Below are 14,778 nucleotides of genomic sequence, written 5' to 3' on the forward strand. Positions count from 1 at the left end.
GATTTCAGGCCGCCTTGCCATCGCCGAATTTTTCGATCGAGCGTGCCAGCTCGACATGGCTCTTGGCGAAATCCTCAAGCTGAATGCCATCGACCGCCGCCTGCCAGGCCTGCTGCACGGCGCGCACGCCGGCCCCCGGCCCGTCAGGATGGCTGACAATGCCGCCGCCGCAGAGATAGAGCAGATCGACCGTCCGGCCGGTCCTCCGGTAGGTTTCCGGCGCCTGTCCGCCCCATTGGCCGGACCCTGCTACCGGCAGCGCGCAATCATCAGGCGAAAAGATCGGCGTGGTCACCGCCTTGAAGGATTCGACGAAGGACCAGTCGGGCTCCCAGTATTTCGAGGCGATGCCGTTGATCTGGAACTGGTCGACGCCAAGCAGCCGCCAGAACTGCTGCCAGACCGTGAAGTCCATGCCGAGGCCGGGATGGCGGGTGAGGATATCCCAGCCATTGCGGTGGGCGTGCAGCACCAGGCTGGAGCGCTTCCTCAGGAACGACATGCCGCCAAAGCCGATCGAGTTGATGTTGACCACGGCGCAATTGCCGCCGGCCTTCGCCACCAGATCATGGTTGCGCATCATCTCGTCCGGATCGGCATGCGAAATGCCGAAGGCATACATCACCTTCTTGCCGGTCTTCTGCTCGTGGTCGAGGATCAGCGGCATGATCGCCTTCACCCGCTCCGACAGCGGCGAATAGGCCGGGCTCATCAACTTCTCGTCGTCCTTGATGAAATCAACGCCGGCGGCGATCAACTCGCCCACCATCTCGGCCGTCTCGTGCGGCCTCAGCCCCAGCGCCGGCTTGACGATGGTGCCGATGATCGGACGGTCCGAAACACCGGTCAGCCGACGGCTTCCAGTAACACCGAACTGCGGGCCTGGATGGGCGCCGCGATATTGCCGCGGCAGCTTCATGTCGACGATGCGAATGCCGGACAGACCCCTGATCGAAAAGGTGCCGCTGATGGCGATGGTCATCAGCGCCGACAGGTCGGTGCCGATGGCGTCGAAGGGAAAGGCGATGTCGACATCAGCGCGCTTGAACGGTCCGTTGCCGGCCTCGGGAATGGATGGCTGTTCCGCCTCGGGCAGGTGCCGGATTGCAAGCACGCGCGCAGCCACGCGCGCCTTCAATTCCTCGGTCTCGCCCGGTAGTGCGACGAAGGTGCCGGTCGACTGGTCGCTGGCGATCTTGGCCGCTAATGCCTCGATGCTGCCTGAGGTCTCGATGCGATAGGTGAGGGTGATCATGATCCGCTGTCTCAGGTCGTGAGGAGTTCGAAAAAGGTTCCCTGATCTTCGAAATCTGGTATAATGAGTACATAAGTATTGCAAGCGATATCCTGCCCGGCGGGCATTCCGGGAATCATGGCGGCAATGCTAAATAGACACCGGTCAAGGGAGTGATTCGCGACGATGAACCGTTCGGAGCCGATCGTCCGGCGCAAGCTTTCCGACGAAGTCTTTGTCCGGCTGAAGCGCCTGATCACCAGCGGCGAATTGCAGCCGGGCGACGACATGCCGTCCGAGCGCGAGCTGATGGAGCGTTTCGAAGTCGGCAGGCCGGCGATCCGCGAGGCAATGCAGGCATTGAGCAATATGGGGCTGGTCGCGATCTCGCACGGCGAGCGCGCCAAGGTGCTGCAACTGACCGCCAAATCGATCATCAGGCAGGTCGACGGCGCGGCCAAGATCATCCTGTCGTCGTCGAAGGACACGCTGGAGCATCTCAAGAATGCGCGCATCTTCTTCGAACGCGGCATGGTCAAGGAGGCCGCCGAAAAGGCTACCGCCGAGGATGTGCAGCGGCTCAAGGCAACGGTTGCCGAGCAGCGCGCCGCGCGCGGCGATTCCGAGGCCTTCATCTCCGCCGACATGAAGTTCCACACCCAGATCGCTGCCATTTCAGGCAACCCGATCTATGTCGCCGTCAGCGAGGCGATGCTGGGCTGGCTGAAGGAATACCACACCGAAATGCTGATCTGGACCGGCAAGGAAAAGTTCACGCTGACCGAGCACGAAGAGATCATCGACCGCATCGAGAAGCGGGATGCCGATGGCGCCGAGAAGGCGATGATCAAGCATCTCGAACGCTCGCGCGCGCTCTATGTCATGAATGCTGACAAGTGACCCCGCTGGTTTAGCCGATCCGGGCAGTCGCGTAAGGCGATATCATGAGATGGCTCTGGCCAAGCACGGAAACATCAACAGTCACGTCGTCCGCCGTCAGGTTCGCCAGCCACATCACGGTCTCGCCTGAAGCAGAGCGCCCGGCCAGCGCCGCCACCTTGGTCTCGTCGCTCGTGCGTGTCGCCACATGCGCGAGGCCGGCCAGTTCGCAAAGCCCCTTGATGGCCCCAAAGATCGGCCGGTTTTTGCCCTCCGCGACGGGTTCGCCCGACGCCGCCAGAACGCCGAACGGCCCGGTGAAGGCGGACAGCGTGAGCTGTTCCAGTCCGGCCGGCGCCACGCGCGCGGCGTAGCCGATCATCCAAGCCGCCGCGAACCGGCCGGCATGGCGCGGATCGCGGTCGGCCATGGCGATGCGCTGTCCGCCGGGGTTGTCCTTGGTCGCGCCGCCATAGGGGTTTTGACGCATGGCGATCGTTGACGGGCCAATGCGGTACGGTTTTGTCCCGAAGATAGACCGAGCCGATTTCGTGATGAAGGGCAGCGCTTCCAGAGATTGCATGACGCTGAGATCGTCGGCGGCATGCACGATCGGGCAGGTGCAGTGGGTGACGAAATCGAGCTGGCCGGCCGGGACGCGCTTGCGGTTCAACTCGGTGAAATAGCTGAACATGCCGCCGCCGAGACGGGTATCGGGGAAGGCGCGCCGCGCCGCGGCATAGACGTCTTCGAGCGGCGGACACTCGGGCCATTGACTGCCCGGCGGCGTCGACTGCCGGTCGACGGAAGGCGAGACGGCGATGGCCGAAAGCTTCAGCCTGGCCCTGCGCACCATGCCGGCGACATCGGAGAGCTCGGCATCGAGATCGCCTGTGCAGGCAACGACGCATTCGAGCGTTGTCCCGGCCGGGTAGGCGGCGGCAAGCCGCGCAAAGGACCGCAAAGCATCGAGCCCGTGGCCGCGCGTCGGATCATAGTGGAGGATCAACTGCTGCGGGCCGAGTTCGGCCAGCGTCGGCAGGTTGGCAAGCGCAGTCTCGACCTCGTCGGGATAGATGACCACGCCGATATCCGGCAACCTCGCGCCGGCCTCGCCGAGTTCGACACGGACCGGCGGGGCAGCCGCCGAGGCGGGCACGGCGCTATCGCCGGTGATGCGCAGGCTGACCGTCTGCCTGTTGGGTCGTCCGGCAGGCATCCTATAAGGCCATGGCAGCGCCAGCGGCCGCACATAGGTCTTGTAGGACGCGTCCGACCAGTTGCGCTGGTCCTCCATCTCGAAAGTGTCGCCTTCCATCCGGCATTCTGCGGTGACGCCGGGCCGGACGTCGTGAGTGATGGCGCGCAAATCCCTAAAAGGCTGCCAGGGGTCGATCAGTTCGGGAAGTTTTGTCGCCACCACGCTGCCGTCGGTATGCTCGACCGTGACCGGGCTGCCAGCCAGGCCGGCGATCGGATGCAGGATGCAGAAGCCGCAGCGGTTGGTCTCGAAATCGCTTTCGGGCAGGGCGCTGACGTCGAAAACCAGCGTGCCGTCGGCGGAGCCTTTGATGATGGCGCGAAAGCCGAGCCGGCTCCCGTCCGGCCCTATGCAGCTCGCAGAGTAGCTGACGGAAAAGGCATCGGCGTCCTGGTCGATGACAAGGTCGGTCAGTTCAGGCTCGTAGGTGCCCCAGTCGCGGTCGCGCACGATATAGGCGATGGCACGCAGCACTTCGATGCCGCCATGGCGGATGCTGCGCAGATTGCCGTTGACGAAATCGGCGCTGAGCGCACCGGCCCTCAGCCTGACCGGCTCGGCTTCGACGGCGCGCGTGCCATAGAGGAAAAAGCCATCGGCCGTCATCTCAGCAAGCTCTCGAGTTGCATCGGTTCGCGGCTCTCAGCACCGGCATAAGCGGCCTCGACCAGCGCGAATGTCCTGAGATTGTCGGCGCCCGAGGTTGCGGGCTCGATCCCCTTCGCCAGGCAGTCGACCCAGTGCTGTTGAATGGCGACGACACTTTCCTGGATGTTGTGCCAGGGACGCGAGGCCCAGGGCAGCAATGGCGGCGAGACGTTGCGGACCGTCGTGCCGCTCTTACCGGTGACGGTGAGCTGATAGTCCTGCGCCAGCCGGATCGTGCCCTCGCTGCCGTCGATCTCGATCAGCGTTTGTGGAAACGGCTCGGTGGCGAGCCTGGTCGCGTAGCTGCAGTCGACCACCGAGGTCGCGCCGCCCACATGGTCCATCAGCATGGTGGCGACATCCTCGCCGGCAATGGCGGGATTGATGCGCGCTGTTCGTGTGGTGATGACAGAGACGTCGCCCAGAAGGAAGCGGGCAATGTCGAGGATGTGGATGCCGAGATCCTCGACGATGAAGCGCTTGCCCGTCGCGAGATAAGGCTGGCCGGAAAACACATCGTAAGCCGAGCGGAAGGAGATACGGCCGAAGAAGGGCGTGCCGATCTCGCCGCTGTCGATTACGGCGCGCACCGCCTGGATCGGCGACTGCCAGCGAAAATTCTCATGCACCATCAGCGGCACGCCGGCCTCAGCGCATGCCTTCACCATCGCCTTGGCGTCGGCGAGCGTCGGCGCGAATGGCTTTTGGCAGATCACCGGCACGCGGTGCTTGGCGGCCATCTCGACCAGCGGCCGGTGGCTGGGCGCCGTGGTGGCGATGTCGACGAAGTCGAGCCTCTCGCCAGCGAACATTTCCGCAGCATCGGCGTATCGCTTCGCTATGCCGAACTGGTCGCCGACAATCCTGAGCCGCTCCGGGTCGCGGTCGCAGATGGCGACGATCGCAGCGCCTTTGACATCGCGCCAGCCATGCATCTGGTTGACGGCAAAGAAGCCGCAGCCGATCAGCGCTCCCCGCAATTCCGCCATGCTCAACCCGCCTTTGCCATCTGCATCAGCGTAACCCGCTGTTGCAGCCGGCGCTGCGCCTGGTCGACGACGACGGCGACGATGATGACGAGGCCCTTGATCACCATCTGCCAGAACGAGCTCACCCCCATCATCACCAGCCCGTCGGAAAGGATGCCGATGACGAAGGCGCCGACGATGGTGCCGCCGATCGTGCCGCGGCCGCCCGACATCGAAGTGCCGCCGAGCACCGCCGCGGCGATGGCGTTGAGCTCGAAGCTTTCGCCCGTCGCCGGATGCGAGGCCATCAGTTCGGACGAGATGATCAGGCCGACGATAGCGGCGCAGAAGCCGGAGAACATGTAGACGAACATCTTCACCATGTTGACGCGCACGCCCGATATCCGCGCCGCTCGCTCATTGCCGCCAACGGCGAAGATGTGGCGGCCGAGCGGCGTGTATTTGGCGAGATAGGCCGCGCCCAGGGCGACGACGATCAGGATCCAGATCGAGACCGGCAGGCCGAGCAGCCGGCCGGCGCCGAGATAACCGAAGCCGGTGGTGCCGAGCTCCGGCTTGCCGACGAGGTTGGGGAAGGTGCGGCCGTCGGACGACAGCAACGCCAGGCCGCGCGAAACATAGAGCACGCCGAGCGTGGCGATGAACGGCGCCACGTTCAGCCTGGTGATCAGCAACCCATTGACGGCGCCGATCAATATGCCGACAGCCAGTGTGATCAGCGCGATCTCGAAGACGTTGAAATAGAGCGTGTAGCCGATCTGCAGGTCGATGCCGTTGAGCACGAGGTAGCCGGCAACCATGCCGCACAGGCCGACGATCGAGCCCACAGACAGGTCGATGCCGCCGGTGATGATGACGAAGGTCATGCCCATCGCCAGGAAGGCATTCAGCGCCACGTGCTTCGCCATCAGGATCAAATTGGCGGTCGACAGGAAATTGGGAGCGGCGATCGAGAAGAACACCAGCACCGCGATCAGCGCGATGAAGGTCCTTGCCTTCATCAGCGTCAGCAGCACCGAGCCGCTCGAAGCGGAGGAGACAGCCGGCTTGGCCGGAATGTCAGTCATGGGCGTTGTTCTCCGTGTGCGGGACCGGTCCGTGGCCAAGCGCCGAGGCGGCGACGATCGCGGCTTCCGTTGCTTCGGCGCGATCGAACATGCCGGTCAGTTTTCCATTGCTCATCACGGCGATCCGGTCCGACAGCGCCATCACCTCGTCGAGATCGGAGGTGGCGAAAAGTATGCCAAGCCCGTCTCGCGAAAGCCTGCGCATGGTGCGGAACACATCGGCCTTGGCGCCGACATCGATGCCGCGGCTGGGCTCATCCATCAAAAGCACCTTCGGCCCGGTGAGCAGCGCCTTGCCGATCACCACCTTCTGCTGGTTGCCGCCCGACAGTGACGAGACCTCCTGCGCCGGGTCGGCGACCTTGATTGCCAATTCCCGCACCATGCCGGTCACCGCTTGCCGTTCGTCCGCTCCGCTGATGTGGAACAGCCGGGCGAACCGCGACAGGCTGGCCAGCGTCAGATTGCTGGCGACGGAGAGGATCGACACCAGCCCCTCACGCTGGCGGTCTTCGGGGATCAGCGCCAGCCCGCGCCGGATGCGCCGCGTGGTGTCGCGCTCGCGCACTTGTCTGCCTGCGATGAAGATCTCGCCGGTCGCCTGGCCGTGGCGGCCCATGATGCAGTCGAACAGCTCGCTGCGTCCGGCGCCCATCAGCCCGTATATGCCGAGGATCTCGCCGGCGCGCAGCGACAGCGAGACGTGGTCGACGGCAAGACCGCCGGTCGCGCGCGGCAAGCATATCTCCTCGGCGCGGAAGATCTCTTCGCCCGGGACATGGCCGTCGGCCTTGGCGAAATCCTTGGCGTCCGAGCCGATCATCTGCCGCACGATCCACTGCGTGTCGACGTTTTTCATCTCTTCCTGGCCGGTGATGCGGCCGTCGCGCAGCACGGTGATGTAGTCGCCGATGCGGATCAACTCCTCCAGCCGGTGCGAGATGTAGACTATCGCCACGCCGCGCGCCTTGAGGTCGGCGATCACCTTGAACAGGATCTCGACTTCCGCCGCGCTCAAGGCCGAGGTCGGCTCGTCCATGATCAGGATGCGCGCATCGAGCGAAACCGCCTTGGCGATCTCGACCAGTTGCTGCTGGCCGATGCGCAGATCCTCGACCAGCATGTCCGGACGTATGCCGGCTTCCAGCCGCTCCAGGAATTCCGCCGCGCGACGCTCCTGTGCCTTGCGGTCGATCTTGCGGAAGCGATTGGTGATTTCGCGGGTGGCAAAAATGTTCTCGGCGACGCTCATATTGCCAAACAGGTTCAACTCCTGGAACACCATGCCGATGCCGCGGTTCATCGCGTCTCCGGATGACGAGAACGAAACTTCTTTACCCTCCAGCAGAATGCGGCCGGCCGTCGGCTGCTCGACGCCGGCGATGATCTTCATCAATGTCGACTTGCCGGCGCCGTTCTCGCCGACCAGCACATTGACCGCGCCCTTGCGTACCTCGAAATTGGCGCGCTTGACCGCAACGGTGCCCGAATAGACCTTCGACACGTCTTCCAGCTTCAGGATGACGTCATGACCGGTCGCGCCCATCTTTTGCTCAGAAGTCATGGCTTCGGCCCGATCTCTGCCTCCGCCGGCGTCACCAGCGGCAGGTCCTGGCCGCTGCCCGGCGTATAGGCGCCCAGCACTTTGGCGGTGCGGCCCTCCAGCGCCTCGCGCGGCAGCTTGGACAGCACCGTCTTGTCGGCATGGGCGTTGAAGGCCTTGCCGAACTGGGCGAAGTCGATCTGGTTGGTGAAATCGTTGAACTGGATGAAATCCAGGCTGTCGCGCAGTGCGGTGCCGCGCATGGCGGGGCCGATCTGCACCCGCGCATCCGCCTTGCCGTCGCCGTCGGCATCGATGTCGACAGTCGCCGCGCGGGACTGCGTATTTGCCGCAACAATTTTGCCCTCCAGGCGAACCGCGAAAGTCCATGGTGAATTCGCCTGTTTCTTCGGATTGCCGTATTTGGCGCCAGCGGCGGCCGGATCGGTTTTCGCCAGCGCATGGACCTCGGCAAACGGTCCGGCCTTCTGCTGCAGATAGGGGATGACCTTCGCCGCCCAGATCTCCTCGACCATCTTGTCGGGATTGAAGGCCGGCGCGTCGCCGCTGTTTTCCCCGGATGGTGTCGGCAGGATCTTGCAGGCAGTCAGGCTGAGGCCGACCACCCCGGCAAGGGTCAGCCAGTTCAGTTTGTTGGACATGTCAGACTGTTCGGCATGGCGGTCGCGGAGCATCCCGTGAAAATGGCGGCAAGGGACGAGCCTGAGGCCCGTCCCTTGCGATTGATGACAGCCGGCTCAGTTGGTGAGCGCGAAAGTCTCCAGCTTGGCGGCATTGTCGCCATTGATCAGGACGCAGTCCATCAACTGCTTTTCCTCGGCGGGAGATTTCTTGTTCTTGATGAAGTCGTCGGCCTGTACGACCGCCATCTGCGCCTGCGCATAGGCCGGCTGCAGGACGGTCGCCTTGATGCCGCCCGAGGTGATGGAATCGCGCACGTCGTTCGATCCGTCGAAGCCGACGACGATGACGTCCTTGCGGTTCGCAGCCGCCAATGCCGCATAGGCGCCCATCGCCATCGTGTCGTTGCCGGAGATCACGCCCTTGATGTCGGGATTGGCCTGGAGGATCGATTCCATCTTGGAATAGGCTTCCGTCTGGCTCCAGTTGGCCGATTGCTGGGCGACCATCTTCAGGTCCGGATAGTCGTCGATGACGTCGTGATAGCCCTTCGAGCGGATGCCGGCATTGGTGTCGGATTCCTTGCCGACCAGCTCGACGTAATTGCCTTTCTCGCCCATCAGCTTGACGAACTCCTGCGCGCCGAGCTGGGCGCCCTGGTAGTTGTTGGAGACGATCTGGGCGACTGCGACGCCCGTGGCGTTGATCTCGCGGTCGATCAGGAAGGAAGGCACGCCGGCGTCCTTGGCTTTCTGCACGGCGGCAACGGTGGCGTCGGCGCCGGCATTGTCGAGGATGATGGCTTTGGCGCCGCGGCCGATCGCCGTGTCGATCAGCTCGGACTGCTTGTTGGCGTCGTCGTCATGGACCAGCACCAGGGCCTCGTAGCCGAGTTCCTTGGCCTTGGCTTCGGCGCCGACGGCTTCCGCCTTGAAGAACGGATTGTCGTGCGAAGGCGTGATGATGGCGATGAGGTCCGCCGCATAGGCGGGCGCGGCGGTGCCGAGCGCCAACATGCCGGCGAAGGCCGCAAGTGTCATTCTGCGAGTGAGTTTCATGAAGTCCTCCCGTTGAAAAATGTGCCTCGATCAACCCAAGGCTACTGTCTGCATTCAATTCGTCAGGCTGGCTGCGGATCGCCTCGAGTTCAAAAGCCGTTTGCCGGCTTCACCAGCGGATCGTCGCTCCCCAGCCATCCTCCACCCGTTCAGGCCTGAATTTTCTGCGAAGCCTGATTGGTTCGAGCCATCAAACAGCTAAGCTAACTGGTATAATGAGTCAATGACAAATTCAGATGACATGTACCTGATCAGTCATTCAGGATCAGGATCCGGCAGCGCTCAGGTGATCCGCTGAATGCTCGCGGCGATCTCTTCCGGCTCGAACACCCGCTTCCAGTCGTCGCGCATCAGCACCGGCTTGCCGAACTCGATGGCCTTGTTGCAGGCGTCGGAGAACACGCCCTTGGTCTCGCCGAAGATGACGGCGCCGAGCACATTCATGTGGCCGAGCAGGAAGTCGAGCGCGGCCTGCTGTTCGACACCGCGCGCCACGACCTCGTCGACGGCTTCCTTCATGACGACGAGCAGCGAGGCGCAAACGGTTTCCGAAAGGCCCGGCTCGAGCAACGCCATCTGTTCGACCGTCACGCGATGCGACCGCATCACCGGGGCCCAGATGATCCTGGCGATCGCTTCGCCCTTGGCGTAATCCTCTTCCGGTCCCTGCATCAGCGCGCTGACCATGTGCTGCTTGGCCTTGACGCCGCCGAAATAGTCCTTCTTGGCCGCCATGTCGGTCTCGTCGTTGAAGATCGGCGGATGGCAGGGATGGGTGACGAAATAGGTCAGGTCCGGCCGTTTTGGCAGATGGCCGGCGAAAGGGGCGGCGGCGTCGAGCACGACGACCATCGTGCCCGGGGCGAGCTTGCTCTCGATGCTGGTCGCCACCTTGCCGATATGCGTGTCGGGGACCGCCAGGATCACCACATCGGCGCCCTTGAGCGCCTCGTCGGGGCCGACCGTATCGAAACCCAGTCCGGTCTTCAGCCGCTCGCGGCCGGCGTCGCTGACCTCGACATGGCGTATGGTGTAGGGCGAGCCGCGAAAATTGGTCGACAGGCGGTAACCCATTTTGCCGCCGGCACCAAACAGCGCAATCGTTGTCATCTAGCCGTACTCCTGATCCTCGAACGATGGCATCGCCAATCGTCATCTCATTAACTGGTATAATCAGTTTACCAAAATTTTGCAATTGAGTAGTTGCTGGGGCGGTCCAAATTGGCTTAGCGCGCGACGCACAGCTTCGCACATGCCATGAGATCAGGCGGTTGCGTTGGCCGAGGTGGCGTTGGCATCAACCGCTCGGCGCTGCCGCAATCTATTGCACCCGACATCGGTGCCGGGGCGCTTCGCTTCGAAAGGGGTCGGTGGTGATGTTTTGTCGACGCGAAACTGAATCAGCCGCGTTCGGGAAACATCGCCTTCAGGCCATCGCGCGAGGCCTTGGCGACGCCGCGTTCGGTGATCAGCCCGGTCACCAGCCGCGCCGGAGTCACGTCGAAGGCGGGGTTTGCCGCCGGCGTCGCCTCCGGAGAGACCCGGACCTGGGCGATCTCGCCGGCAGCGGTCTTGCCCCAGACCAGCGAAACCTCATCTGGCGAGCGCTGCTCGATCGGGATTTCGGCGAGCCCGTCGCCCACCGTCCAGTCGATGGTCGGCGAGGGCAGCGCGACATAGAACGGCACATCATTGTCGGCGGCGGCCAGCGCCTTGAGATAGGTGCCGATCTTGTTGCAGACATCACCGTCGGCGGTCGTGCGGTCGGTGCCGACGATGACCATGTCGATCTCGCCGCGCTGCATCAGATGGCCGCCGGCATTGTCGACGATCAGCGTGTGCGGCACGCCGTGCCCGGCCATCTCCCATGCGGTCAGCTGGGCGCCCTGGTTGCGCGGACGCGTCTCGTCGACATAGACGTGGACCGGAATGCCGGCTTCGGTTGCCAGGTAGATCGGCGCCGTGGCGGTGCCATAGTCGACGGTGGCCAGCCAGCCTGCATTGCAATGGGTCAGGATGTTGACCGGCTCGCCCGGCTTTTTGCCCGCCGCGATCGCCTTGATGATTTCAAGACCGTTGGCGCCGATGGCGCGGTTGAGGCCGACATCCTCATCGGCGATTTCGCCGGCGCGCCGGTAGGCGGCAGCGGCGCGTTCTGCAAGTGGCAGAGGTCGCAGGAAACGCCGCATCTCATCCAGCGCCCAGCGCAGATTGATCGCGGTCGGGCGGGTTTCGTGCAAGGTCTCCCAGGCCGCGTCGAGCGCCACGTCCGAGGGATCGTCGGCCATCTGCATGGCGACGCCGTAAGCCGCGGTGACGCCGATCAGCGGCGCGCCGCGCACCCACATATCTCGGATCGCCGTGGCGATGCCGGCAACAGTGCCGATTTTTTCGATACGGAAATCATGCGGCAGCCAGCGCTGGTCGATGATCTCCACCGAACGCTCGTCGTCGCTCAGCCAGATGGTGCGGTAATGGCGGTCGCCGACGTTCAAATCCTGCTCTCCTGTTCGATCAGCGCGGCCAGATTGTTGACCTCGTCGATGCTGTGTATCTGGCGCCGGTTGACGGCGAGGTGGCGGCCGAATTTCAGCGCCTTGGTCTCACATCTGGCACGCAGGTCCTCGTCGGCAATGGTCTCGAAATCGGCGTTGTGCGCGAGGCCCAGGATGCGCCGGTGGATCTCGATGCCGGCAAAGCCCAGAAGGTCGTCCCAGATCTGATGCAGCACATGGTCGAGCGCCTGCTCGGCGCCGAGCCTGTCGCCCTGATCCTCGAACAGGCTCTTCTGGTAGAGCATGCCGGTGCGCTCGGTTCGCCACAGATGCGAGAACTCGGCGCGGAAGACGGACCACGTCTCTGTTGTGACATCGAGCAGATAGGCGCGCATGGCGTCGCGCTTTTCCTCCTGCTCATGGCCGCGCTGCGAGAAGAAGGCCATCCAGAAATTGGCGAGCAGCATGCCGACGTCGAAGGCCATCGGTCCGTAGAAGGCGAATTCGGGATCGATCATCCGCGTTTCTGAGTCGGTGACCATGATCGAGCCGGAATGCAAATCGCCATGCAGCAGCGTCTCGGCATTGGCCGCGAACAGATGCTTCAGCCGCTGCGCTTCGACCTTGAGGTCGCGATCGGCGCGTAGCTCGGCAACCAGGCTGTCGAGCTGCGGACTCGTATGCCGGTTCATCTTGGCGTCGAAATAGGGGTCGGAAAATACCAGGTTCTCGGTGATGTCGCAGAGCTCGACATTGTCGGCAAACAGCGCCAGATCCGCCTTGCGATCCTTGGTCACCATGCTGAGGTCGGAACCGCGAAACAGCGTGCGGGCCATGAACAGGCCAATATTCCTGCCAATGTTCGGAAGCTGCCGGCCTTCGATCAGCGCCCGCCGCAGGATGATATGCGGCGACAGATACTCCATGATGATCAGCGCCTGGCCTTCGTCGAAGTGATGGATGGCCGGCACCGAACCGGGCGCGCGCGCCTCTTGCCGTGTCAGCGCGTGATACTCGAAGAAGGAACGCTTCAAAGGCAGCGGCCAGCTGTCGCCGACCAGGCGGACATAGGGCAAGGCCTGCTTGACGACGGCCGCACCCTTGTCGCCTTCGACGATGAACACCAGGTTCAGGTTGCCGTCGCCGACTTCGCGGACCTTCCAGCGGGCCGCGTCCGTGCCGATATGCGAACACAGGGCCTCATTGGCGCCGAGGCGTGCCGAGAGCGTCTCGACCGTCAGTGCTTCGAACGGCAGTTTTTGCGTCATTCCTCACCCTCCCGCTTATGCGCTCCGATCATAGTGGAGCCATGGCGGTCGGTCCAAGCTAGGAAGCCCTCTGGCAATTGTCAATCGTGTTGACAATTGCCTATGGAGCCCATAGCGTCTCGGTCAGGGAGGAACGAATGGGCAATGATGCCGTGTTCCGCGTGGACGGCCTGAGGAAATCCTTCGGCCATATCGAGGTGCTTGGCGGCGTCTCGCTCGAATTGCATGCCGGCGAAGTCACCGTTCTGATGGGCGCCAATGGCGCCGGCAAATCGACCCTGGTCAAGATCATCAGCGGCGTCTATGAGCGCGGCGGCGGCACGATGAGCCTCGCCGGCCCAGATTTTGCGCACAAAGCCTTTGCGCCAAACACACCGGCGGAAGCGATCCGTGCCGGCGTCGTCACCGTTCACCAGAACATCAATGACGGCGTCGTCGCCGATCTCGACGTCGCCACCAATCTGACGCTGGACCGGCTGAGCGGCCGCGGCGCGCCGTTCCTGTTCAATCCGGGCCGGGTGCGCCGCGAGGCGAAGGCCGTTGCCGACCGTATGGGGCTGGTCATCGATCTCAAGGCCCGCATCAGCGATCTCTCATTGGCCGACCGTCAGATGGTGGCGATTGCGCGCGCCATGGCGCACCAGCCGAAAGTGCTGATCCTCGACGAGCCGACCTCTTCCCTGTCCAGCGCCGAGGCCGACCGGCTGTTCGCGCTGCTCGACCGGCTGCGCGAGCAAGGCGTGGCGATCCTCTATATCTCGCACCGCATGTCGGACATCAGGCGGCTTGCCGACCGCATCGTCTCGATGCGCGACGGCGTCATCTCGGGCGTCTTCGACCAGAAGCCGCTCGACTATGAAGGCGCGGTCAACGCCATGCTCGGCCGCAAGATCCATCTCGACCGCATCGTCGCCAGGAACTCGGCCAAGGCCGTCCTGACGGTCGATGGGTTGCGCATTGCGGAAGGCGCCCGGCCATTCTCGCTGACGCTCGGTGACGGCGAGGTCGTTGCCGTCACCGGCCTCGTCGGCGTCGGCAAGACCGCGCTCGCCGAGACGCTGTTTGGCGTGCGCAGGCCGCTCGCCGGCACCATGACGATGAACGGCAGGCCCTATGCACCTGAAACGGCCGGTGAGGCGATCGCGGCCGGCGTGTTCCTGGTCGCCAAGGACCGCGCGACAAGCGGCATCGTCGGTGACTTCAACATCGAGCGGAATGTCAGCCTGCCGTTCCTCAAGCGGACCTCGCGCCTCGGTGTTCTCAGGCGCCGTATCGAACGCGCCACGGCCCGCCGGCAGATCCGGGAGCTGGGCATCGTCTGCCGCTCGGAGAAGGACGAAATGGCGGCGCTTTCGGGCGGCAATCAGCAGAAGGTGATGGTGGCGCGCTGGATGTCGCAGGCCGCCAAACTGTTCATCCTGGACGAGCCGTTTCAGGGCGTCGACATTTCCGCCAGACGCGACATCGCAGCCAAGCTCAGGGCAAGCGCCAACGGCCGGGCGACGCTGTTGTTCGTCACCGAACTCGACGAGGCGCTGGAGACGGCCGACCGTATCCTGGTCATGTCGGAGCAGACGATCGTCGGCGAACATCGCAACGCCGACATCGATCTCGAGCGTTTGCTGGCCGAGGTGGCGGGTGGGCCGCTGCACAGCGCGGCGTAGATATCACCGGCAGACGATGAGACGTGGAAT

Annotated in this window: 12 protein-coding genes; 2 read left to right on the top strand and 10 right to left on the bottom strand. The window is 63.8% G+C overall.

Annotation, left to right across the window (positions count from 1 at the left end; all coding sequences use genetic code 11):
• Nucleotides 1-4 precede the first annotated feature (4 nt).
• Nucleotides 5-1,255, bottom strand: a complete 1,251-nt coding sequence (oiaX, locus tag MESS4_RS11155; protein ID WP_006330040.1) for a 3-oxo-isoapionate-4-phosphate decarboxylase OiaX — start codon at nucleotides 1,253-1,255, stop codon at nucleotides 5-7.
• Nucleotides 1,256-1,420: 165 nt separating this feature from the next.
• Here oiaX and MESS4_RS11160 point away from each other — a divergent pair, with 165 nt between their 5' ends.
• Entirely contained in the window at nucleotides 1,421-2,134 is a 714-nt protein-coding gene (locus MESS4_RS11160) for a transcriptional regulator NanR (RefSeq protein WP_006330041.1), read from the top strand.
• Nucleotides 2,135-2,144: 10 nt separating this feature from the next.
• Here the strand turns inward: MESS4_RS11160 and MESS4_RS11165 are convergent, their stop codons facing one another.
• The 9 genes from MESS4_RS11165 to mtnK form a co-directional block, all read right to left on the bottom strand.
• Entirely contained in the window at nucleotides 2,145-3,980 is a 1,836-nt protein-coding gene (locus tag MESS4_RS11165) for a hypothetical protein (RefSeq protein ID WP_006330042.1), read from the bottom strand.
• On the bottom strand, nucleotides 3,977-5,011 hold the full coding sequence (locus tag MESS4_RS11170; protein WP_006330043.1) for a Gfo/Idh/MocA family oxidoreductase: 1,035 nt from the start codon (nucleotides 5,009-5,011) through the stop codon (nucleotides 3,977-3,979). Before MESS4_RS11170 ends, MESS4_RS11165 begins: the two co-directional genes overlap by 4 nt.
• Nucleotides 5,012-5,013: 2 nt before the next feature.
• The gene (locus tag MESS4_RS11175) at nucleotides 5,014-6,078 is read right to left on the bottom strand and encodes an ABC transporter permease (RefSeq protein WP_006330044.1); all 1,065 of its coding nucleotides are present in this window, start codon (nucleotides 6,076-6,078) and stop codon (nucleotides 5,014-5,016) included.
• Nucleotides 6,071-7,642, bottom strand: coding sequence for a sugar ABC transporter ATP-binding protein (locus MESS4_RS11180; protein WP_036241056.1), 1,572 nt, complete (start codon nucleotides 7,640-7,642; stop codon nucleotides 6,071-6,073). Before MESS4_RS11180 ends, MESS4_RS11175 begins: the two co-directional genes overlap by 8 nt.
• On the bottom strand, nucleotides 7,639-8,283 hold the full coding sequence (locus MESS4_RS11185; protein WP_036241074.1) for a DUF2291 family protein: 645 nt from the start codon (nucleotides 8,281-8,283) through the stop codon (nucleotides 7,639-7,641). The genes MESS4_RS11180 and MESS4_RS11185 overlap by 4 nt, the downstream gene beginning before the upstream one ends.
• 96 nt (nucleotides 8,284-8,379) lie before the next feature.
• Nucleotides 8,380-9,321 carry a D-ribose ABC transporter substrate-binding protein gene (locus MESS4_RS11190; protein ID WP_006330047.1) on the bottom strand — a complete coding sequence of 314 codons (942 nt, stop codon included), beginning with the start codon at nucleotides 9,319-9,321 and terminating at the stop codon, nucleotides 8,380-8,382.
• Nucleotides 9,322-9,603: 282 nt separating this feature from the next.
• On the bottom strand, nucleotides 9,604-10,431 hold the full coding sequence (locus MESS4_RS11195) for a phosphogluconate dehydrogenase C-terminal domain-containing protein (protein WP_006330048.1): 828 nt from the start codon (nucleotides 10,429-10,431) through the stop codon (nucleotides 9,604-9,606).
• Between the two features lie 290 nt (nucleotides 10,432-10,721).
• Nucleotides 10,722-11,816, bottom strand: a complete 1,095-nt coding sequence (mtnA, locus tag MESS4_RS11200; protein WP_006330049.1) for an S-methyl-5-thioribose-1-phosphate isomerase — start codon at nucleotides 11,814-11,816, stop codon at nucleotides 10,722-10,724.
• Nucleotides 11,813-13,084 carry an S-methyl-5-thioribose kinase gene (gene mtnK, locus MESS4_RS11205; protein ID WP_006330051.1) on the bottom strand — a complete coding sequence of 424 codons (1,272 nt, stop codon included), beginning with the start codon at nucleotides 13,082-13,084 and terminating at the stop codon, nucleotides 11,813-11,815. The genes mtnA and mtnK overlap by 4 nt, the downstream gene beginning before the upstream one ends.
• A 137-nt stretch (nucleotides 13,085-13,221) precedes the next feature.
• Between mtnK and MESS4_RS11210 the strand changes: the two genes are divergently transcribed.
• Nucleotides 13,222-14,748 (top strand): sugar ABC transporter ATP-binding protein, encoded by a 1,527-nt coding sequence (locus MESS4_RS11210; protein WP_006330052.1) that lies wholly within the window; start codon nucleotides 13,222-13,224, stop codon nucleotides 14,746-14,748.
• Nucleotides 14,749-14,778 lie beyond the last annotated feature (30 nt).

Origin of the sequence: Mesorhizobium sp. STM 4661 (assembly GCF_000359125.1) — a bacterium.
Lineage (GTDB): Bacteria > Pseudomonadota > Alphaproteobacteria > Rhizobiales > Rhizobiaceae > Mesorhizobium.